The sequence below is a fragment of the Paenibacillus sp. J5C2022 genome, assembly GCF_025567625.1.
Lineage (GTDB): Bacteria > Bacillota > Bacilli > Paenibacillales > Paenibacillaceae > Pristimantibacillus.
Genome location: NZ_JAOQJC010000048.1, coordinates 23,185 through 44,184, shown reverse-complemented (window position 1 = coordinate 44,184; position 21,000 = coordinate 23,185). Strand labels below are relative to the sequence as shown.

Here is a 21,000-nt window from a genome sequence, read left to right as displayed (position 1 = left end):
TCTATAGCTCCTCTGTTACAGATAATATATAATCGGCCAGCAGCCGCACGCCATAGCCGGTCGCGCCGGCCGGTGAGTAGCCGCGCGCAGGCTTGGCCTGCACTGTATTGGCCATATCGATGTGCGTCCATCGGATATTCTTGTCAACGAAGCGGCGCAGGAACAGTGCAGCTTGAATCGCTCCGCCGTAAGGGCTGGAGCCGATATTGTTCAAGTCGGCATAATCGCTGCGAAGCAGCTCCTCATATTCCTCCACGAGAGGCATTGCCCAATTGCGATCGCCATTGCGCTCACCGATCTCATGCAGCTCCCGCGCCACCGCCGTATCGCCCCAGACGCCCGCCATGCCAAGACCTAACGCCTGGCCTACATTGCCCGTCAGAGTCGCGATATCGATGATCCGGCTCGCTCCCAGTCGCTGGGCGTGCAGCAGCGCATCAGCCAGTATGAGCCTTCCTTCCGCATCGGTGTTGCCCACCTGTACGTGCAGACCGTTAGGATAGGCGATTACGGTGGACGGCACATACGCTTCGCCGTCCGGCACGTTGTACGCTGTCGGGATGAGCGCAACGACATTCGCCTCCGCTCCCAGCCTGGCCAGCATATGCATCGCTCCCAGCACCGCGCAAGCGCCGCCCATATCATAACGGGCTTCGCTCAGGTCCTTGCCTTCCTTCACATTCATACCGCCCATATCGAAGGTGACGCCTTTGCCTACCAATGCCATTAGCGGCAGATCCGGCTGTGTCCTGTAGGTCAGCTGAATCATGGCCGGTCCGTGGCTGCTGCCCCTTCCCACCGTCAGCAAGCCCGCCATCTCCAGTTCATGCAGCGCTTCGCCTTCGATCACCTCGCAGGTCATGCCCGGCAATAGCGAGAAGTGCTCCCGGCACGCTTCCGCCAGACGGAGAGGCGTCATCACATTCGACGGCTCGTTGCACCAGTCGCGTGCCAGCATAACCGCTTCCGCGCGAACAGTGGCGCGCTCTGCTGCAGTCTTCACCATTGCGCCGCCATCTTCCTCCGCCGCTTCGGCCGCTTCCGCTCCACCGGCCGCACTGTTATCGCTAACCCCGATATCTGCATCACTGCCGGAATGGCCGCCAGCCACCCCCGCAACGATATGAAGCCGATCCACGGCTTGGAATCGCGCGGAAGGCGTCTTGTACTTGTCGAAGCTGTATCCGCCAAGCAGCCAGCCCTCCGTCCAGGCTTCGACTGCCGCTTCCATCGTGCAGCCGCAGGCGGCTGCAACAGCAGCAAGTTCCCGCTCCTCAAGCGATACGGTCGACACGCGCCGCGCGGCAATGCCCCTGGCGCACTGTCCCGCCGCCCGTCGCAGCCCCTCCAGCGTCAGCGACGCCGTCTTGCCGAGTCCAGCTATAACATACTCCGCTCCGTTGTCCAGACCGAACGACAAGGCGCCAGCGGCTCCTGCACCAGGTACCCCATTCGACGAGCCGTCCTCCAGCTCCAGCCGAAGTCGCAAGCCCCCGACTCGTTCCATGCCTACGGTCACTTCCATATGCTCCCCCCCTTACGATTGCCTGACATCAGGCATGTCCAGATTGCCCAGCTCGTAGATTGCTCGGGCGAACATCGCCGTCGCTTGCATCAGCTCGTCGATATCGACGTACTCGTCCGGTTGATGCGCGGTGTCTTCGCGATCCGGGAACAATGCGCCGAATGCGACTCCGTACGGCATCTTGCAGGCATACGTCCCTCCGCCGGTCGACAGCAGCTCGGGCTCCAGTCCCGTCTCTTCCCGGTATATTCGCTGCAGAGCCCCGATCATGGGATGGCTTCTCGGCACATGATGCGGCTCCTTCACTGTAATATCCCGCCAGCGATAACCCAGGCGGCCGACGCAATGCGAGATCCGGCCAATGATTTCTTCGGCGTCCGAGCTGATGGGATAGCGAATATTAAGCACTAGGCTGGAAGATACGCCCCGCTCATAACCAATCACCCCGACATTGACGGTGAGCTCCTTCGTCTCTTCATCCCGCCGGGCGATGCCGAGACGTTCGCCAAGGTAGTCATCCACGAAGTACAGCTCGCAGCAGTCCAGGAAGCTTCTCGCTTCCGCATCGACAGACTGCCGGCTCAAGAAGCCCGCCAGCTTCAGCCCGGCATTCACACCCTTCTGCGGCTCCATACCATGGGCAGACCTCCCCTTCACACAGATCTCCACCAGTCCGTCATCCAGCCTGACCGCACTTCTTTGAACGGAAGCAGTCTCGCTATAGCGCTGCAGAGATGCCCGGAGCTCGTGCAGCCGCTCGTCAGACACCCCCATTAGAATCGCTTTTGCTTCGTCGGGCACCATATTGGCTGCCGTCCCGGCTTGGAAGCTGATAAGCACCAACTCGGCATTCTCATCAGCTGGCTCATGCCCGTCCGCTCCTGCCGTTACATCCGCTATCCGCTCGATCCGGCCGTTCACCTGTCCCTTCTCGGCATTCACGATGGGGAATACCGCGTCCGGCGTGAAGCCTGCCAGCGGCGGCCGCTGCCTGCGATTGTAGGCGTCCATACAAGTCATACCGGTTTCTTCGTCGATTCCGAATATAAGCCTGACGTTATGCTTCATCGGCAGCCCGAGCTCTTTCACGATTTTGAGAGCATAGAGCGTAGCCATCGCCGGCCCCTTGTCATCGATAGCGCCGCGCGCATACAATCTGCCGTCCCTGATCCAGGGCTCGAAGGGCGGTGTCGTCCAGTTGCCCGTGGCGGGAACCACATCCAGATGACTCAATACGGCGATATACTCTCTCTGGCTTCTTCCGATGCGCCGCTTCTCCCGGACGGCGTCATATTCCGCGTATCCTACCAATCCGTCAATGACAGCCGTATGCAATCCGCTCTTCTCCGCCAGCCTTATCATATATTCCAACGCGCGCGCCGAGTGGCAGCCTTGAGGCTGCCCCGGGCCGCTGCTCGCGGCATCCTTCACGCTCGGAATGGCCAGCAGGGGAATCAGGTCGCCCAGCAGCGCTTCGCGTCTCGCTTCTACTTCCGCTTTCCAATCGATCATTAGTCCACCATCACATCTTCGAGCCGGAATACCGCCTGATTTCTCCCGATGACCAGCCCGTTGTCGTTCCGGATCTCCGGCGGACCGATCCGGTACATCCGATCGATGGTCGCCCGGTTGCTATAGTCGATCTGCTCCAGTATGGATGCGACGATAATCGGCCACTCCTCCTCGGAGCCGTCATTCACCTTCAAGGCGAAGGCCATACGCTCCTTCCGCAAGGCGAAGCAATAGACGCCCTTGGCGCCGCCCTTGGCCACGATATTGTCGTCCATCAGCAGATTGGGACAGATCAGATAATCGGCGGATATCATCGCGGGATAGCGATTCATATTCGCCGTCACTTCCATGACGGCCTTCCGGACCGCTTCATCTTCTATCAGATCGGGACAAGCCAGCTTAAGGAAGGCTCTGGCCATTCCTGATAGCGGCATGCCGAATACCGGGAAGCCGCAGCCGTCCGTTCCGATTCGAATGTCTCCGGTCGGCACTTCGGACAGAAGGGCTACGATACGAAGCACTTCCTGCTGAGCGGGATGACTAGCCTGTTCATACCCCTCCAGCGGATAACCCATGCCGATGCAATAAGCGAGTAGCCCCAGATGCTTGCCGGAGCAATTGTGATACACTCTGCGCTGCGGCTTGCCGCCAGCCACTAACGCATCTCTGGCATCCATATCCAGCGGATAAGTCGGCTTGCATACTAGCGCATCCTCGCGAAGACCCAGCTTCGAGAGCATTCCCTCCAGCGCTTCCACATGATACGGAAGCGCCCGATGCGATGCCATCATGATCGCCTTCTCCTCGTCCGTGAAGTGGAATCTCTCATCCAGGAAGCCGCCCATGAATGCCGGTATCGCCTGCATCGGCTTGGCCGCCGAGCGCATGAACGTCACCCATTCCGGATCGCCCGACCGGTATACAACCTTCCTCCTCTCATTCACACCGCAAATATGACCGTAATGAACATTTTCCAAGAAACCTCCGCGGTACTCCTCCACCAACACATTGCTCATTCTCTGTTGCCTCCTCACACATGGCGGAAAAGGATTCATTCCCAAGAATGAATCCTTCCCCTACTCTTATTGGATTATTGCTGAGCATCGTAAGCCGCTTGATAGATTTCGATCAGGCGCTTCAGATTCATGCTGTCCAGCGTCTTCAGATACGTATCCCACTCCGCGTCGATATCAGCGTCGCCGATAATGAAGCGAGCCATCATCTCCTCTACGAAGTCGTTGATCGTCTTGGACAGGTCAGCTGTCTCTGTCGCTTGATCGTTCGTCATGAACAGCGGCGGAACCGTTTTGTATTGATCAGACTTGAACGGCTCATAGTTATTTTTCGTCTCGTGATACAGAATATCCTCTAATGCGTCCTCACCTTTACTTACTGCGCTCAAGCGGAACTCGTTCGAACGGTTGGACGGACCGGTCTGCGCCCAGTGTATATTCTGCACTTCGCCGAAGGACTTCAGGTCAATCCACTTGGCAGGCTCGCCGTTAATGCCGATCTCGCCTGCCTCCGCATCGCGCCATTCCTCGCCCGGACGACCGTAGTTGGAACGAAGCGTATGCTCGTATTCGAAGAGACCGTCGGCCCAGCGAAGCGCAACCTCAGGATGCTTCGCTTTGTTTGTAATAATGAATGTGCCAAGCGTCATGCCGGACGGATCTGTCGGAGCGAAGCCCTCGCCGTTCGGCCCTTTCAATACCGGAACAGTCTTATATTCACTCCATCTGCCGCTCTCGCCCATCAGCTGGGTGAAGACGCCTTGGTGGCCGCCCGTCGATGCGCCGAGAAGAACCGTATCCGGATTTTCGCCAATTTGAATCAGCTGGTTGTCATCTTGCGTGAAGGACTCGCTTGCGATCAGGCCGTCTTGATACAGCTTGCGGATATACTTCAATCCTTCCTTCCACTCCGGCTTGTCGAAGGCGACGTCCATGACGCCATCTTTCACGAACATGTGCTTCGTGCTGCTTCCGTATACCGGGTTGTAGATGAAGGAGTTCATCAGGAACGCATCCATGGAAGATCTCCAGCTCTTCGGCGAGATGGACAATGGAATTTCGTCCGCTTTGCCGTTGCCGTTAGGGTCTTGCTCCTTGAACGCCTTCAGTACGTCATAGAGCTCATCCGTCGTAGTAGGCATGTCAAGGCCAAGCTTATCCAGCCACGGCTGGTATATCCACATCTTCTGGCTCATGGAGCAGTGGTAGCATTGGTTGATTTCCGGCAAGCCGTAGATGTTGCCGTCCGGTGCCGTTATCGCTTTCTCTACCTCCGGGTATTGCTCGAACAACTTCTTCGTCTGCACGCCATGCTCTGCGATCAGATCGTTCAGCGGCAAGAAGGACCCTTCACTGCCGTAGATCATCTGCTGTGCCGGCGTGACGTTCAGACCGAGAATGACATCAGGCAGATCGCCTCCCGCCAGCACCAGGTTCAGCTTTTCCTGCATGCTCTGCTCGGGAACGACTTCCCACTCGATATGCACGTTCGTTTTCTCTTCATACCACTTCGTGAATTCATTCGTTGCGAAATCCTCGACTAGCGGATTGCCGCGAACCATGACCTTCAGCGTAACCTGCTCGTTCACGATCGGGTAAGTGCCGGGTTCCGTCAGCAGCTCGGCAGAACCGCTATTGCCGTTGCCGCCGCTCTTCCCGTCATTCCCGCCCTTGCCCGTATCTTTATTGTTATCGGAGCCGGAGCATCCGGCAAGCACAAGCGTTAACACCATGACAACCGCAAGCATAGACATGAGAAGCTTCTTCAAATTGACCCCTCCTAATAATAAGTTGCTATTATCCCTTCAACGATCCGATCATAACGCCCTTCACGAAAAACTTCTGCACAAACGGATAGACGACAATCAATGGCAGCGACGATACGACGATAAGCGAATACTTGAGCAGTTCCCTCAAGCCTTGGCGTGCGGCTGCCGTCTTAGCGTCCCCGATCATATCGATGTTCACTTCATTCTGAATGAGAATATCGCGCAGAATGAGCTGAAGCGGATACAAATCAGGACTCTTCAAGTAAATCATCGCATTGAAGTACTGATTCCAGTGGCCTACGGCATAGAACAAAGCGATAACCGCCAGAATGGGACCCGACAGCGGCAGCACGATGCGCCACAGAAAGCGGAAGTCATTGCAGCCGTCGATCTGGGAGGCTTCCAGAATCTCATGCGGAATGGTCGTCTGGAAGTACGTCCGCATAATGATCACATTCCATGCCGTCAGCGCGGTCGGAATGATCATCGACCAGAACGTATCGATCATGCCCAGTTCCTTGACAATCAGGTAGTTGGGAATGAGCCCGCCGTTGAACATCATCGTGAAGACCAGCATCAGCATGAATGCCCCTCTGAAGCGGAAGTCGCGACGGGACAGCGGATAAGCCGCCAGAATCGTCATCGCCACATTGAGCAGCGTCCCGATACCCGTATAGAGAACTGTGTTCTTGAAGCCGACGAGTACATTTTTATTTTTAAATACCGCCGTGTAGCCATCAAGCGACGGCTCCACCGGCCACAGCCACACCTTGCCCGACATTATCGCGTAAGTCGAACTGAAGGAGGCGCTTACAACATAGATCAAGGGATAGAGTATAATCAACAGCACGAATGTCAGCAGCACATAGTTGACGATAGTAAACACTCTATCTCCACCGGATTCTTTCATTGCGTTCGTTTCCATGCACTATCCCCCCTTACCATAAACTTTCCTGTTTCATTTTCTTGGCTGCGGTGTTCACGATAATGAGGAGAGCGAAGCCGACAACCGCCTTGAACAATCCGATTGCTGTGGCGTAAGAGAAGTTCATCGCCTGTGAAATCAAGCCTACCTTGTACACGTAAGTGTCGATCACTTCGGAGGTCCGCAAGTTAAGCGCATTTTGCATAAGCAGGATTTTCTCGAAGCCGGTCTCCAGCACCTGTCCCGTATTGAGGATTAGCAGGATAACGGCGATCGGCAGTATGCCGGGAATATCGATATGCCAGATGCGCTGCACTTTGGATGCACCGTCGATCACGGCCGCTTCGTGAAGTGCGGGATCGATTCCCGCCAGCGTCGCCAGATAGATGATGCAAGCGAAGCCGACGTTTTGCCATACATGAGACCATACATAAATCGACTGGAACAGCGACGCATCGGCCATGAAGTTGATCGGCTCCACTCCGAACCAGCCCAGCACCAGGTTAATGGCGCCCGTGCGAGGGTCCAGGAATTGGAACAGCAAGCCGACGAGCACGACCACACTTATAAAGTACGGTGCGTACGTCACCATTTGAACCGTCTTTTTGAACCGCTGGTTCCTCACATAGTTCAATCCGATTGCAAGCATTATAGGAAATGGAAAGCTTGCGATCAGCGTATAGAAGCTGACGCTTAACGTATTGAACAGGAGCCTGCTGAAATCATAGGATTCGAAAAACCGCATGAAATGCTTCAGTCCAACCCATTCGCTGGCGAAAATGCCCTTGGAAATAGAGAAGTCCTTGAAAGCAATGACGGCTCCCAGCATCGGAACGTACTTAAATAATAGAATGTAGATCAAAGGTGGTAAGAAAAGCACATACAGCTGCCAACTACGAAAGGTTCTCCGTCTTGCAATCAAGTTACGTCCCCCCTTGGTATCGCCAAAGTCATGTTTACCGGCCGGTGATTCGAAGTATAGACGACTGGGACTCCTTTCGTAAATATGACATATTCTAACGCTATTCCTCATTCAAGAAAGCGCTTTATTATGATCATTATTCCTTATTCATGCCGTGTGCAAATCTTTAGAAACCGCTTTCCTCACTTGCCTTTGCGGTATTCCGTAGCACTGATGCCGTTGGCCCGCTTGAAGGCGCGGCTGAAGGAGTTCAGGGAATAATAGCCTACCAGACGGGCGATCTCGTTCACCGATGCGTCGCCTTCCTTCAGCAGTTGCCGGGCCGCGTTCATCCGCAGCCGCTCCACATATTCCGAGAAGTTGACTCCTGTCTGCTCCTTGAAAAAGTATGAAATATACGTCTCCGAAGTTTGCAATTCCTCCGCCAGCAGCGTCAGGCCCAGATCGGTACGACTGTAGTTTTGCTCGACATAAGCGATCAACCGTTCCTTCAATTCGTCGTTATGGCTCTTCTTCCGGTCATGATGCTTGTCGCATAAGCTGAGGAACGCATCGCCAAGCAGCTCCAGGCTTTCCTCCATCGTCCGCTTTGGCTCCGTCGCCAGCAGCGCGCCTTCGCGCTCGTCATGCAGCTCCTCTGCGGGAATGGTCGACTGCTCGCAGCATTTCAGCAACGTGCCGGACAGCTCGTGAATGAAGATTTTGCCCACGGAATGCGGCAGCGAGCGCTCCTGTACATTCTTCTCCGCCAGCTGGGCAAGCACACCCTTCACCTCTTGGCTGTTGCCGGACTTCACAAGCCCCATCAACCGCTGCTCCAGATCCGACGGGTAGAAGTAGGCTTGAATCGCTATCGTCCCGATATCGCCATGGCAAGCGACCGGCTGTTCCGCCGACCATTCCTTGCGGTCAAGCAGGAAGCCCGCCTCCTGGTAGGAACGGCTGACATCCGTCAACTGACTGCAGCTGCCGCCAGCCGCAATATAGGTCAGCACGCCGAGCTTCTCGCTTATCCCGCTCTGCAGTTCCTCCAGCAGCTGGCGCGTCTTCTCTTCGAAGCGCTTCCGGGACGAGGCGTCGCCATGAAGGAACAAGGCGATCTGATGCTCGTCAAGATCAAGCGTTGTGACCATGCCGGCATATTCCTTCGTGATTAGCTCCCTTATTCCTAGCTTCTGGATGTCCAGCTCGTCCAATATTTCTTCCGTATAAGCTCCCTTATAGCTGGCCAGCTGCAGGATGGCGACCGTAACATAGCGGCCTTCCCAGGACAGCTTGGAGTGCTCCATGGCGAGTTCAATATCCCGGCTCGAAGGGAATTGGCCGCGCAGCAGCCTGCCCAGGAAGGCGCTGCGCAGCAAGGGCAATTGCTCGTCCAGCTTCGCAAGCAGCGTCTCATGATTGAAGATAAGACTCGTCACCGACTGTCCCACATAATCCATTGTATGACGTACGGATGCGGTGTTGGTCGTCACGCCGCGCTGCTCCGGCAGCAGCCGCAGCATCTTCCATAGCCATTGGCTGTTGCGATAAGAGAAGTAGAGTGCGGCAAGCAGACCGCCCAGCAGCGCGATGACGAGAACTGTCAGGAATGTCTCCCGGATATATTCCGCCCTCTCCATCAGCTTCTTCTCCGGCTGCAGCGCTACGTAGGTCCATCCGCTGTAGCTCGAGCTGATGCGGGTGACGTACATATTCTCCCCGCCTACCTCCATATGATAATAGCCGTCCTTCATACTCGTCAGAGAGAGGCTGAACGGGCCGTTGCCGAAGGAACTGATCAGCTCGCCTTGCTTGTTGGCGATGAACGCCACGCCGCCGCTTAGCGTCAGGTTGGACAGCATGCCCCGGATCTGGGTATTGTCGATGAGCATCAGCACTTGCCCGTTCTGAGTTCCCGTGCCGAACGGCTGCAGGAATGTGACGACGGAGGAGGACTTCCCTTGGTACAATGACGCCCTTCCCGGCACATACTGCTTGGAGCGGTCATTGCTTAACAGCATTTCCCTCCACTCTTCATACGAGACGCCTTCATATTGGAATTTCAGATCGTAGAGCTGCCGCAGCTTGCTTACGCTCTTGGGCGATATGGCCAGCTCGCTCTCGGGGTAGATGACATAATAATCGATGAGGAATTGATTGACGAGCGAATAGTCGAACAGGTCGTTCTTCACATCAATAATGCGGTAAGGATTGCTGTCGCGGAACGGGTCCTTCACCTGCAGGAACGACAATACCTTCGTGTTGCTGGCGACCTGCATCGCAATTGTCTCCACTTCGACGAACCGTCGCTCCAGATTCTCTTGCATTTGCACCAGCATATATTGCGCCGTGCTTTGAGCGTTCGACTCCACCTTCTGCGCCGTTCTTTCATAGATGAACAGCCCTGCGCCGCCGAATAGCGCAAGCAGCAGCGCGAACGGAATGAAATAATACAGAAGTACTTTCACATGATTGCCACGCGCTTTCCCCATTCATTACAACCCCCTTTGTTTCTCTATCTCGCATCTGCACCACAGTGTGCATCTCTATCTGTGTCTGTATAGCATATATCGTCTTTAATCATATTAATTTTTACAATATTAAAAAGAAAATGTATAAGTTTTACATTTACTCGTGAGCAATACTTGATAACGCTTTCAAATATCATAGTTAGAACAGCAATAGCAAAATAATTATACATGAGCTTGTACGCAGATGCCACCTCTTTTGCCCTCTAATCGATTACTAATTTCAGACAATATGATTAGGTAAAAGGCTTGCCTTCCGGCTCCAATAGAAAAAACCGCTTCGCGAGACCATTATGATCTCGGGAAGCGGCTTTCCGATTGCCGTGCCTTAAGCGGCACTGCGATCTTATTTGAAGTTTTTCAGATTATAGAAAGCAGCTTTGCCGCCGTATTGCGCCGTAGAGCCCAGTTGGTCCTCGATGCGGAGCAATTGGTTGTACTTCGCTACGCGGTCTGTACGGGATGGCGCGCCTGTCTTGATCTGGCCAGCGTTAGTCGCCACCGCGATGTCAGCGATCGTGCTGTCTTCGCTCTCGCCGGAACGGTGGGAGATGACTGCAGTATAGCCTGCGCGCTTCGCCATTTCGATTGCGTCGAACGTCTCTGTCAGCGTACCGATCTGGTTCACCTTAACCAGAATGGAGTTGCCCACGCCTTTCTCGATGCCGTCGGACAGACGCTCTGTATTCGTCACGAACAGGTCGTCGCCCACGAGCTGAACTTTGCCGCCCAGCTTGTCGGTAAGCAGCTTCCAGCCGTCCCAGTCGTCTTCGGAGCAGCCGTCTTCGATCGATACGATCGGATATTTGTCCACCCAGGAAGCAAGCAGATCCACGAACTCTGCGGAAGTGAAGGACTTGCCTTCGCCGGACAATACGTACTTGCCATCCTTGTAGAACTCTGTGGATGCAACGTCCATGCCCAGGAATACGTCTTCGCCAGGCTTGTAGCCGGCGCGCTCGATTGCGGAGATGATCGTTGTGATCGCTTCTTCGTTGGAACCCAGGTTCGGCGCGAAGCCGCCCTCGTCGCCAACTGCCGTGTTCAGACCTTTGTCATGCAATACAGCCTTCAGGTTGTGGAAGATTTCCGCACCGATGCGAAGCGCTTCTTTGAAGTCCGCAGCGCCAACCGGCAGAATCATGAACTCTTGCACGTCGATGTTGTTGTCGGCATGCTCGCCGCCGTTGATGATGTTCATCATCGGTACAGGAAGAGTTTTCGCGTTGAAGCCGCCAAGGTAAGTGTACAGCGATACGTCCAGCGCGTCTGCAGCAGCGCGCGCTACGGCCATGGATACAGCCAGAATAGCGTTGGCGCCCAGCTTGCCTTTGTTAGGCGTGCCATCGATTTGAATCATTTTGCGGTCGATTGCGACTTGATCCAATGCATCCAGACCGATAATTTCCGGTGCGATCAATGTATTTACGTTTTCTACTGCTTTCAGTACGCCTTTGCCCAGGTAACGGGACTTGTCGCCGTCGCGCAGCTCTACCGCTTCATATGCGCCTGTGGATGCGCCGGAAGGCACGATAGCACGGCCTTTACCGCCAGATTCCAGCGTTACTTCTACCTCAACTGTAGGATTCCCGCGGGAATCCAGCACTTCGCGTGCATATACGTCAACGATCATGGACATGAATAGACACTCCTTCAATGTTCAATTAGTGTTGTTGTTGGCCTTGCTCGATCCTTACTTGATAAGCGATTGCCCTGTCATCTCAGCCGGCTTGTCAAGCTTCAGCAGCTCCAGCATCGTCGGCGCGATATCCGCCAGAATGCCGCCGTCGCGAAGCTCCAGACCTTCTCTTGTGACAATGAGCGGAACGGGATTCGTCGTATGCGCCGTATGCGGACGGCCATTCTCATCGCTAATCATATCCGCGTTGCCATGGTCCGCCGTAATAATGCAGACGCCGCCTTTCGCCAGCACCGCTTCCACCACTTTGCCGAGACACTCGTCCGTCGTCTCCACCGCCTTGATCGTCGGCTCCAGCATGCCGGAGTGGCCGACCATATCCGGATTGGCAAAGTTCAGAATGATGGCGTCATGCTTATCCGCTTCAATCTCCCGCACGGTCGATTCCGCCAGCTCGTAGGCGCTCATCTCCGGCTGGAGATCGTACGTCGCCACCTTCGGCGAATTGATCAGCACGCGCGTCTCGCCGGGCAGCTCGACATCGCGGCCGCCGCTGAAGAAGAACGTGACATGCGGATACTTCTCCGTCTCCGCCGTACGCAGCTGGGTCTTGCCGTTCTGCGCCAGCACTTCGCCCAGCGTGTTGTCCAGGTTCTTAGGCGAGTAAGCGACATAACCGCCGACCGTCTCGCTGAACAAGGTCAGACAGACGAAGTGAAGATGCTTCGGACACTTCTCTCCGCGATCGAAGCCGCGGAAATCCTCATTCGTGAACACTTGCGACAGTTGGATAGCACGGTCGGGACGGAAGTTGAAGAATACGACGGCATCCTCCGACTCCACGAGACCGACAGGCTTATTATCCTCGCCCACGATAACCGTTGGCATAACGAATTCATCATATACGGATTTCGCGTAGGATTCAACTACCGCTTCCACGGGATCGGTGTACTGCGGCCCTTCGCCATATACCATCGCCCGGTAGGACTTCTCCGTACGTTCCCAGCGCTTGTCGCGGTCCATCGCGTAGTAGCGGCCTTGCACCGTCGCAATGCGGCCTACGCCCAACTCGTCGATCTTCGCCTGCAGCGCTTCGACATAACCCTTCGCGCTGTCCGGAGCGACATCGCGCCCGTCCAGGAACGCATGGATGTAGACTTCCTTCAAGCTCTCCTTCTTGGCCAGCTCCAGCAAGGCGAACAGATGGGCAATGTGGCTGTGCACGCCGCCGTCGGACAGCAGACCGTACAGATGCAGCTTCTTGCCCTTCTCCTTCGCATGCCTCACTGCGGCAAGCAGCGTCTCATTGTCGAAGAACTCGCCTTCACGAATCGACTTGCTGATCCGGGTCAGGTCCTGATACACGATACGTCCCGCTCCGATATTCAGATGGCCGACCTCCGAGTTGCCCATCTGCCCTTCTGGCAAGCCTACCGCTTCACCGCACGCCGTCAGAGTGGTATTCGGATATTGCTGCAAGTATTTGTCGTAGTTGGGCTTGTTCGCTTGCGCAACCGCGTTGCCCGTGACATCATCGCGCAATCCGAAGCCGTCCATAATAATTAATGCTACCGGTTTGCGTTCAGCCATCTTACTTGGCCCCCTCGATGAGAGCGATATAAGATGCAGGCTCCAGGCTTGCGCCGCCGACGAGCGCGCCATCGATATCCGCCTGGCCCATATACTCCGCTACGTTGTTCGGCTTTACGCTGCCACCGTATTGAATGCGGACGGCGCTGGCTGTCGCATCGTCGTACAGCCCCGCCACGATGCCGCGGATATAGCCAATGACATCCTGCGCATCCTCGGATGTGGAGGATTTGCCTGTTCCAATCGCCCAGATTGGCTCATACGCAATAACGACAGCTGCCGCTTGCTCCCGGGACAGACCCTCGAACGCCGCCTCCGTCTGCACCTTGCATACTTCCTTCGTCGCACCCGCTTCGCGCTCCTCCAGCTTCTCTCCTACGCATACGATTGGAGTAAGCCCATGTCTGAATGCGGCGTGAACCTTCTTGTTCACGATCTCGTCCGACTCTGCGAAGTAAGCGCGGCGCTCGGAGTGGCCGATGATGACATACGTCACGCCAAGCTCATTCAGCATTCCTCCGCTGATCTCGCCAGTGAAAGCTCCGTTATCCTCGAAGTGGACATTTTGCGCTCCGATCGCAATGCTTGTCCCCTTCGCCGCTTCGACGAGAGCGGGAAGATTCGTATAAGGCGCGCAGATAACTGCCTCGACGCCTTCCACCTCCGCTTTGCCCTTCACTTCTGCGAAGAAGCTTTGCGCTTCGGATACCGTTTTGAACATTTTCCAGTTGCCCGCAATAATCGGTGTTCTGCTCATGCTTGTGCCTCCTTAGGCTTATTTGTCGTTAAGAGCTTCTACGCCCGGCAGCTTCTTGCCTTCCATGAACTCCAGAGAAGCGCCGCCGCCTGTAGAGATGAAGTCCATCTGGTCCGCCAGGCCGAACTTCTCAGCCGCTGCAGCGGAATCGCCGCCGCCGATGACTGTGTAAGCGGACGTCTCTGCCGCAGCTTGCGCTACAGCAAGCGTGCCATGGGAGAACGGCTCAATCTCGAATACGCCCATAGGTCCGTTCCATACGACGAGCTTGGAATTTTTGATGACGTCTTCGTAGATGGCGCGCGTCTTCGGTCCGATGTCGATACCTTCCCATTCGGCCGGGATGCCGTCCACGTCTACGATTTGCGTATTCGCCGTCGGGCTGAAATCGTCCGTTACCACAATATCAACCGGCATATAGAAGTTTTTGCCCAGCTGCTTCGCCTTCTCGATGAAGCCGAGCGCCAGATCCAGCTTGCTCTCGTCCAGAAGCGATTTGCCGACTTCGTGGCCTTGCGCCTTGAAGAAGGTATAGGACAAGCCGCCGCCGATAATAATATTGTCCGCGATCTCCAGCATTTTGTCGATAACCGCAATTTTATCTTTCACCTTGGAGCCGCCGATAATTGCCGTGAACGGGCGCTCAGGATTGTGAAGCGCCTTGCCCAGCACATCCAGCTCTCTCTCCATCAGCAGACCGGATACGGCCGGCAGCAGGTGCGCGATGCCTTCTGTAGAAGCATGTGCGCGGTGAGCTGCGCCGAACGCGTCGTTCACGAACAGGTCGGCCAGCTTCGCGAACGCCTTCGCCAGCTCAGGATCATTCTTCTCTTCACCCGCATAGAAGCGCACGTTCTCAAGCAGCAGCACATCGCCGTTCTGCATCGCAGCGATTTGTGCTTCCACCTTCTCGCCGATCGCTTCGTCGGCTTTCGTCACCGACTTGCCCAGCAGCTCGGAGAGACGTACAGCGGATGCCGTATGGCGCAGCTCCTCGACCACTTCGCCCTTCGGACGGCCCAGATGGCTCGCCAGGATCACTTTTGCGCCTTGCTCGATCAGATAGTTAATAGTAGGAAGCGTCTCGCGGATCCGCTTGTCGTCGGTAATTTTGCCGTCTTCGATCGGCACGTTGAAGTCCACGCGCACGAACACTCTTTTGCCGGCCAGATCAGCCACATCGCGTATGCTCTTTTTATTCATGAATGGAACCCTCCCAGATTTATATTGCGAAGAAAACAGGAGAAGGGCGCCCCTTCCAGGGAAGGAACGCCCTCATGGCGGGACCCTGCTTCAGGGCACAAGGCCTTGGGGCCAAAGCTCATTCGCAGAGACAGCCAGAACGCTGAAGTCCTGCCCGCTTGTCTCCTCTTACAGACCTTTCGCTGCGATGTAAGCAGCCAGGTCAACTACACGGTTGGAGTAGCCCCACTCGTTGTCGTACCAGGATACCACTTTCACCATGTTGCCTTCTACGATCATAGTCGACAGAGCGTCGATTGTGGAGGATGCAGGATCTGTGTTGTAGTCGCTGGATACAAGCGGCTCTTCGTTGTAGTTCATAATGCCTTTCAGCGGACCTTCTGCAGCAGCCTTCAGAGCGCCGTTCACTTCTTCAACCGTTACGTCGACTTTCAGCTCGGCTACAAGATCAGTTACGGATACGTTAGGCGTAGGAACGCGCATAGCCATGCCGTTCAGCTTGCCTTTCAGCTCAGGCAGTACAAGGGATACAGCTTTCGCTGCGCCAGTTGTGGAAGGAATGATGTTCTCGGCAGCTGCGCGAGCGCGACGAAGATCTTTATGCGGAAGATCCAGTACGCTTTGGTCGTTCGTGTAGGAGTGAATAGTTGTCATCATGCCTTTCACGATACCGAACTTGTCATTCAGCACTTTCGCGAATGGAGCAAGACAGTTCGTTGTGCAGGATGCGTTGGAAACAATGGTATGTGCCGCAGGGTCGTATTTGTCTTCGTTAACGCCCATTACGATTGTGATGTCTTCGTTCGTTGCAGGAGCGGAGATGATCACTTTCTTCGCGCCGCCTTGCAGATGAAGCTCAGCTTTGTCCTTCGCAGTGAAGATACCAGTGGACTCTACTACGATTTCAGCGCCTACAGAGGACCAAGGCAGATCGGCAGGGTTGCGCTCCGCGAATACTTTTATCTCACGTCCGTCAACAATCAACGCGCCTTCTTTCGCTTCAACAGTTGCGTCCAGCTTGCCGTGAGTTGTGTCGTATTTCAGAAGATGAGCCAGTGTCTTCACGTCTGTCAGATCGTTAACCGCTACTACCTCGACATTAGGATTGTTCAGGGAAGCGCGGAACACGTTACGGCCGATGCGACCAAAACCATTAATACCAACTTTAACCATTTGTAGTTCCTCCTAAGCATTTGTATGATGCAAAATATATTTCAAGACATTGCATGGCACAGGCTCTCGCCTTATGCGTTGCATTGTCATGATGCCCGCCATACTAACTCTCATCTCCGAGTCATCTCTACTATTGAAGTAGCGGCAGCCTCGTCGGTGATGAGAACATCGTTGTGCCCGAAGCGCATAATGGATGCAATGGCATCCGCCTTGCTTCTGCCTCCGGCAACGCCGATAACAACTTCAGTGTTCACAATATCCTCTAGTCGTAACCCTACAGTCTGCATTTTGTGGACGACAGCGCCATCCCGGTCGAAGTAGTAGCCGAATGCCTCTGCCAGCGCACCGTCTTGGGTCATCGCCGCCACATCCGTCTCCTTCAACCTTCTGCGTCTGGCCATCACCTTCGCATCGCCGATCCCGTGAACGACTATACGCGAGCTTCGGATCACATCGACAATCTCCCGTATATTCGGCTCGCCCATAATTGACGAGTAAGCCTCCTCGCCCAGGAAATCAGGTACATGCAGCAGTCGATAATGCCCGCCCGTACGCTTCGCCATTGTCGAAGCGAGCGTATTGGCCTGATAATCCAGGCTTTCGCCAAGACCTCCGCGCGCAGGCACGAACCATACATCCTTGGCCGATGCCGGCAATACGAGCTGATTGGCTACCTGGGCAATTGTCGTGCCGCCTGTTACCGCCACAACATCCCCTTGCCTCACTGTCTCCCGCAGCACTTGGCAGGCCGCTCTTCCCAGCTCCCGCTTCGTCTGCAGCGAGCTCTCGGAATCGCCTGCTACGACAACCACGCGCGATAAGCCGAATTCGTCCTGCAGCTCCTTCTCCAGAGATGACAAGCCGAATAACGACTTGTAGAGCGGTTCAAGCTGCTCCAGTAGCTCCTTGCCCGCTTCACTGATCCGCATCCCGGCGGAGTGAATCTCCAGCAGCCCCTGCTCCTTCAGAAAGTCGGTTTCTGCACGCAGCACTCTCTCCGTCATCGCCATCTCGGTCGCAAGCGTCCGCCGGCCGATCGAATCCGACAGCATGACCTGATGCAGGATGGCATATCGTTTCCTCATCGTATTGAGAAGATCCGGTACAAGCTGCTGCTGCAATTCAATGAGCTGACGCATTTGCTCTCCTTCTCTCCATCAGTCAGAGCCAGAGACTCTTATCGAATATTGGAACTTTCCACCTCGGGACATATAATGTCCCGGCGCTTCATTTTAAGTCCCACCCTTATATTACCGAATAATCTCACGTTCTGCAAGTGCCGGAGCCTTGATGGAAACGATTACTCGACAATTTCACAAAATATTTATTTGGAGATTGCTCTTGCTTTCAGAACGAGAATGTCATATAATCAATTTTGCTACTGTTTTTGCGCCCGTGGTCCAATGGATATGACGTAGGCCTCCGGAGCCTGAGATCTAGGTTCGATTCCTAGCGGGCGCGCCACTATAGAGCATACATAAGCTGCCATGCGACTTTTTGTCGCCGGGCAGCTTTTTTCATGACCGTATCACTGCCATCCGATACTCAGGCCACGTTCCGCACTCCAGCCAATGCCGCATGTCTTGCAGCCCCGCAGCATCCTGTCCCGCTCCTTCATCCGTCCCTCGCTACTCCCTCTACCGGAGTGGAATGTTTGACTTTCTTTGACTTTTGTTTTTTTATCCGTTATTATAGGAATACATTAAGATATATAGAGAACATACTTTCGAAGGAGGATTGGTTGGATATGAATTTTGTTCCAATGGTAATCGAGCAAAGCAATCGCGGTGAACGCTCCTACGATATTTACTCTCGCCTGTTGAAGGATCGCATCATCATTCTGGGATCGGGCGTCAACGATGTCGTAGCGAACTCCATCATTGCACAGATGCTGTTCCTGACAGCCGAAGATCCCGATAAGGATATTTCGTTGTACATTAACAGTCCAGGCGGTTCCATTACGGCAGGAATGGCCATTTACGATACGATGCAGTACATTAAGCCTGACGTATCCACCATCTGCGTCGGCATGGCCGCATCCATGGGCGCGTTCCTGTTGGCGGCAGGAGCCAAGGGCAAGCGCTATGCCCTTCCGAACAGCGAGGTCATGATTCACCAGCCGCTTGGCGGAGCCGAAGGGCAGGCCAGCGACATCGAAATTCGCGCGCGCCGCATCCTCAAGATGCGCGACAAGTTGAACAACATCTTGGCAGAGCGCACAGGACAGCCGCTTAGCCGCATCGAGCAAGATACCGATCGCGATTACTTCATGAGCGCCGCCGAGGCGAGTGAATACGGCTTGATCGATAAGGTCATCGAGCGCATCGATTAATAAGACGCAACCTGGCGCAATTGAAGCAACATGTTCTTCATGGCAGAGTCACAGCTTTGACAAGAGCCTTTCATTCCATAAACTTGGAATTAAGGGCTCTTGTTCGCTTATAGTGACAATAATCACATCTCCCCCTTTTCTGTGATGCTATCCTTTGCATACGAAGAATACAGCGGAGCGACAGCAGGGTAACAGCACCGCAACAGATTATGCACCCGGTGAAGCAGCCGGGATAGCAATGAGGGGGCAGCGCGATGGAAGCCGAACCGCTACGGCAAGTCGAACAATTAGCATTGAAGAAGCTGAAAGTGTTCAAGCAGAGCATCATCATTTCCTTATCCAGATCCATGCTGGCGAGCATGTTCATTGGCTTCGGGGTCATTGTCGCCTTCAAGACCGGAAGCTACTTCTATATAGAGCATTCTCCGCTTGCCTATCCGATAGCAGCCTTAACCTTCGGAACGGCGATTATTCTCATCAGCTATGGAGGAGGAGACCTGTTCACAGGCAACACGTTCTACTACAGCTACGCCGCATTGCGCAAGAAGATGAGATGGACGGATACGATCAAGCTGTGGATTACCAGTTATTCCGGCAATGTGCTGGGAGCGGCCGCATTCGCTTTCCTGATCTGGTCAACCGGACTGTTCGACAGCGACTACGTGAACGGCTTCCTGCTGGAAGTGGCGGACAAGAAGGTGAACACACCGGTTATGCAGCTGTTTTTCCGAGCCATATTGTGTAACTGGCTTGTCTGTCTCGCCTTCTTCATTCCGATGTGGATGAAGACCGACGGCGCCAAAATGTTCGCCATGATGCTATTCGTCTTCTGCTTTTTCATCTCCGGCTACGAGCATAGCATTGCCAATATGTGTACGTTCGCGATCGCGATGGTCGTGCAAGATGGTACCATCGTTTCATTGGAAGGGGCTATCCGCAATTTGATTCCTGTCACGCTTGGCAATCTGATTGGCGGAAGCGTGCTGATGGGCTGGATGTATTATTTCGTCAACAAACCATTCCTGAACGATGGAGAAAACAAAGCCTAAGCCAGAAACTTATCCAGATAGAAGGAGACTAGAATTTCACTATGAAAAAAACAAAAGTAGTCGTTATCGGAACGGGAGCCGTAGGCGCAACAACAGCTTATACATTGCTGCTGCGGAACCGGATGGATGAGCTGGTGCTTATCGACAGCAATCACAATAAGGCGGCGGGAGACGCTCTCGACATGAACCACGGCATGCCGTTCCTCGGCGGAGCCAAAGTATGGGCGGGAACTTACGAGGATTGCGCAGGGGCCGACATTATCGTTATTACCGCAGGCGCAGCGCAGAAGCCGGGAGAGACCCGGACGGATCTGTTGAGACGCAACGCCGACATATTCGACAGCATCATACATCAAATTCTTCCACATAATAAAGAGGCCATCCTGCTAATCGCGACCAACCCCGTCGATATAATGAGCTATATCGCGTGGAAGAAGTCCGGCTTGCCCGCGGAACGCGTTATCGGCTCCGGGACACTTCTGGACAGCGCAAGGTTCCGCTATCTGATCGGCCAGAAGCTTCACATCGACTCGCGCAGCGTACATGCCCATATCGTTGGCGAGCATGGCGATTCGGAAGTGCCGCTATGGAGCCTGGCCAACATCGCCGGGGTGGAGCTGCAGCTCTCGCAGGAGGACAAGGAAGAGATATTCGTCAACACAAGAGACGCGGCTTACAGCATTATCGAAGCGAAAGGCGCTACATACTATGCGATTGCACTTGCTATCGACCGAATCTGTACAGCCATTCTCCGAGATGAAGGCGCCGTACTGAATGTCTCCACGATGTTAGGCACTTATTGCGGCGTAGAAGCCGACACTTACCTTGGTGTCCCATGCATCGTCGACCGCAACGGCATCAGGGAGACTCTGGAGCTGACGATGACTGAGCAAGAACAAGAGCTGTTCCGGCTATCGGCGAACAAGATGAAGTCGATCATCGCCGATATGGAGCAAGCCTGAACCTCATCTGATTCCTGCGTTATACCGGCAAAAAAAAGAACGTCCCGGATTCACTCCTTCAGGAGCGAGTCCGGGACGTTCTTTTTCCATTATGGAATTTGTCTTATCCCTATAAGCTC

16 protein-coding genes and 1 tRNA gene are annotated in these 21,000 nt (G+C 54.6%); 4 read left to right on the top strand and 13 right to left on the bottom strand.

What is annotated here, in order from left to right; translation table 11 throughout:
* Position 1 precedes the first annotated feature (1 nt).
* The 13 genes from M6D81_RS27085 to M6D81_RS27025 form a co-directional block, all read right to left on the bottom strand.
* Complete coding sequence (locus tag M6D81_RS27085) at positions 2-1,525, bottom strand: leucyl aminopeptidase family protein (RefSeq protein ID WP_262680306.1); 1,524 nt, start codon at positions 1,523-1,525, stop codon at positions 2-4.
* 12 nt (positions 1,526-1,537) lie between these two features.
* Positions 1,538-3,037 carry a dipeptidase PepV gene (gene pepV, locus M6D81_RS27080; RefSeq protein ID WP_262680305.1) on the bottom strand — a complete coding sequence of 500 codons (1,500 nt, stop codon included), beginning with the start codon at positions 3,035-3,037 and terminating at the stop codon, positions 1,538-1,540.
* Positions 3,037-4,053, bottom strand: coding sequence for an asparaginase (locus M6D81_RS27075; RefSeq protein ID WP_262680304.1), 1,017 nt, complete (start codon positions 4,051-4,053; stop codon positions 3,037-3,039). Before M6D81_RS27075 ends, pepV begins: the two co-directional genes overlap by 1 nt.
* A 74-nt stretch (positions 4,054-4,127) precedes the next feature.
* A complete protein-coding gene (locus tag M6D81_RS27070; protein ID WP_410795801.1) occupies positions 4,128-5,804 on the bottom strand; it encodes an ABC transporter substrate-binding protein in 1,677 nt (558 codons plus the stop codon).
* Positions 5,805-5,847: 43 nt separating this feature from the next.
* Positions 5,848-6,744, bottom strand: a complete 897-nt coding sequence (locus M6D81_RS27065) for a carbohydrate ABC transporter permease (protein WP_262680302.1) — start codon at positions 6,742-6,744, stop codon at positions 5,848-5,850.
* Positions 6,745-6,757: 13 nt separating this feature from the next.
* Entirely contained in the window at positions 6,758-7,630 is an 873-nt protein-coding gene (locus M6D81_RS27060) for an ABC transporter permease (protein WP_410795800.1), read from the bottom strand.
* 218 nt (positions 7,631-7,848) lie between these two features.
* Entirely contained in the window at positions 7,849-10,140 is a 2,292-nt protein-coding gene (locus tag M6D81_RS27055; protein WP_262680300.1) for a helix-turn-helix domain-containing protein, read from the bottom strand.
* A 382-nt stretch (positions 10,141-10,522) separates the two neighbouring features.
* Positions 10,523-11,815 (bottom strand): phosphopyruvate hydratase, encoded by a 1,293-nt coding sequence (gene eno, locus M6D81_RS27050; protein ID WP_262680299.1) that lies wholly within the window; start codon positions 11,813-11,815, stop codon positions 10,523-10,525.
* 54 nt (positions 11,816-11,869) lie between these two features.
* Complete coding sequence (gene gpmI / locus M6D81_RS27045) at positions 11,870-13,405, bottom strand: 2,3-bisphosphoglycerate-independent phosphoglycerate mutase (RefSeq protein WP_262680298.1); 1,536 nt, start codon at positions 13,403-13,405, stop codon at positions 11,870-11,872.
* Position 13,406: 1 nt separating this feature from the next.
* A complete protein-coding gene (gene tpiA, locus M6D81_RS27040; RefSeq protein WP_262680297.1) occupies positions 13,407-14,162 on the bottom strand; it encodes a triose-phosphate isomerase in 756 nt (251 codons plus the stop codon).
* An 18-nt stretch (positions 14,163-14,180) separates the two neighbouring features.
* Positions 14,181-15,365: a phosphoglycerate kinase gene (locus tag M6D81_RS27035; protein ID WP_262680296.1), complete on the bottom strand. Its 1,185-nt coding sequence runs from the start codon at positions 15,363-15,365 to the stop codon at positions 14,181-14,183.
* A 168-nt stretch (positions 15,366-15,533) separates the two neighbouring features.
* A complete protein-coding gene (gene gap, locus M6D81_RS27030; protein ID WP_262680295.1) occupies positions 15,534-16,538 on the bottom strand; it encodes a type I glyceraldehyde-3-phosphate dehydrogenase in 1,005 nt (334 codons plus the stop codon).
* Between the two features lie 110 nt (positions 16,539-16,648).
* Complete coding sequence (locus M6D81_RS27025) at positions 16,649-17,677, bottom strand: sugar-binding transcriptional regulator (protein WP_262680294.1); 1,029 nt, start codon at positions 17,675-17,677, stop codon at positions 16,649-16,651.
* A 250-nt stretch (positions 17,678-17,927) separates the two neighbouring features.
* Between M6D81_RS27025 and M6D81_RS27020 the strand changes: the two genes are divergently transcribed.
* From M6D81_RS27020 to M6D81_RS27005, 4 genes are all read left to right on the top strand, one after another.
* Positions 17,928-18,002 (top strand) — tRNA-Arg (locus tag M6D81_RS27020).
* A gap of 283 nt (positions 18,003-18,285) precedes the next feature.
* On the top strand, positions 18,286-18,870 hold the full coding sequence (clpP, locus tag M6D81_RS27015; RefSeq protein WP_262680293.1) for an ATP-dependent Clp endopeptidase proteolytic subunit ClpP: 585 nt from the start codon (positions 18,286-18,288) through the stop codon (positions 18,868-18,870).
* Between the two features lie 254 nt (positions 18,871-19,124).
* The gene (locus M6D81_RS27010; protein ID WP_262680292.1) at positions 19,125-19,919 is read left to right on the top strand and encodes a formate/nitrite transporter family protein; all 795 of its coding nucleotides are present in this window, start codon (positions 19,125-19,127) and stop codon (positions 19,917-19,919) included.
* Between the two features lie 41 nt (positions 19,920-19,960).
* A complete protein-coding gene (locus M6D81_RS27005) occupies positions 19,961-20,881 on the top strand; it encodes an L-lactate dehydrogenase (RefSeq protein WP_262680291.1) in 921 nt (306 codons plus the stop codon).
* Positions 20,882-21,000: the final 119 nt, after the last annotated feature.

Coding starts and splice junctions, on each gene's coding strand:
- M6D81_RS27075 (WP_262680304.1), bottom strand. CDS start 4,053: ATGAGCAATGTGTTGGTGGAGGAGTACCGCGGAGGTTTCTTGGAAAAT.
- M6D81_RS27035 (WP_262680296.1), bottom strand. CDS start 15,365: ATGAATAAAAAGAGCATACGCGATGTGGCTGATCTGGCCGGCAAAAGA.
- M6D81_RS27070 (WP_410795801.1), bottom strand. CDS start 5,804: ATGTCTATGCTTGCGGTTGTCATGGTGTTAACGCTTGTGCTTGCCGGA.
- M6D81_RS27055 (WP_262680300.1), bottom strand. CDS start 10,140: ATGGGGAAAGCGCGTGGCAATCATGTGAAAGTACTTCTGTATTATTTC.
- eno (WP_262680299.1), bottom strand. CDS start 11,815: ATGTCCATGATCGTTGACGTATATGCACGCGAAGTGCTGGATTCCCGC.
- gpmI (WP_262680298.1), bottom strand. CDS start 13,405: ATGGCTGAACGCAAACCGGTAGCATTAATTATTATGGACGGCTTCGGA.
- M6D81_RS27025 (WP_262680294.1), bottom strand. CDS start 17,677: ATGCGTCAGCTCATTGAATTGCAGCAGCAGCTTGTACCGGATCTTCTC.
- clpP (WP_262680293.1), top strand. CDS start 18,286: ATGAATTTTGTTCCAATGGTAATCGAGCAAAGCAATCGCGGTGAACGC.
- tpiA (WP_262680297.1), bottom strand. CDS start 14,162: ATGAGCAGAACACCGATTATTGCGGGCAACTGGAAAATGTTCAAAACG.
- M6D81_RS27010 (WP_262680292.1), top strand. CDS start 19,125: ATGGAAGCCGAACCGCTACGGCAAGTCGAACAATTAGCATTGAAGAAG.
- M6D81_RS27085 (WP_262680306.1), bottom strand. CDS start 1,525: ATGGAAGTGACCGTAGGCATGGAACGAGTCGGGGGCTTGCGACTTCGG.
- M6D81_RS27005 (WP_262680291.1), top strand. CDS start 19,961: ATGAAAAAAACAAAAGTAGTCGTTATCGGAACGGGAGCCGTAGGCGCA.
- M6D81_RS27065 (WP_262680302.1), bottom strand. CDS start 6,744: ATGGAAACGAACGCAATGAAAGAATCCGGTGGAGATAGAGTGTTTACT.
- gap (WP_262680295.1), bottom strand. CDS start 16,538: ATGGTTAAAGTTGGTATTAATGGTTTTGGTCGCATCGGCCGTAACGTG.
- pepV (WP_262680305.1), bottom strand. CDS start 3,037: ATGATCGATTGGAAAGCGGAAGTAGAAGCGAGACGCGAAGCGCTGCTG.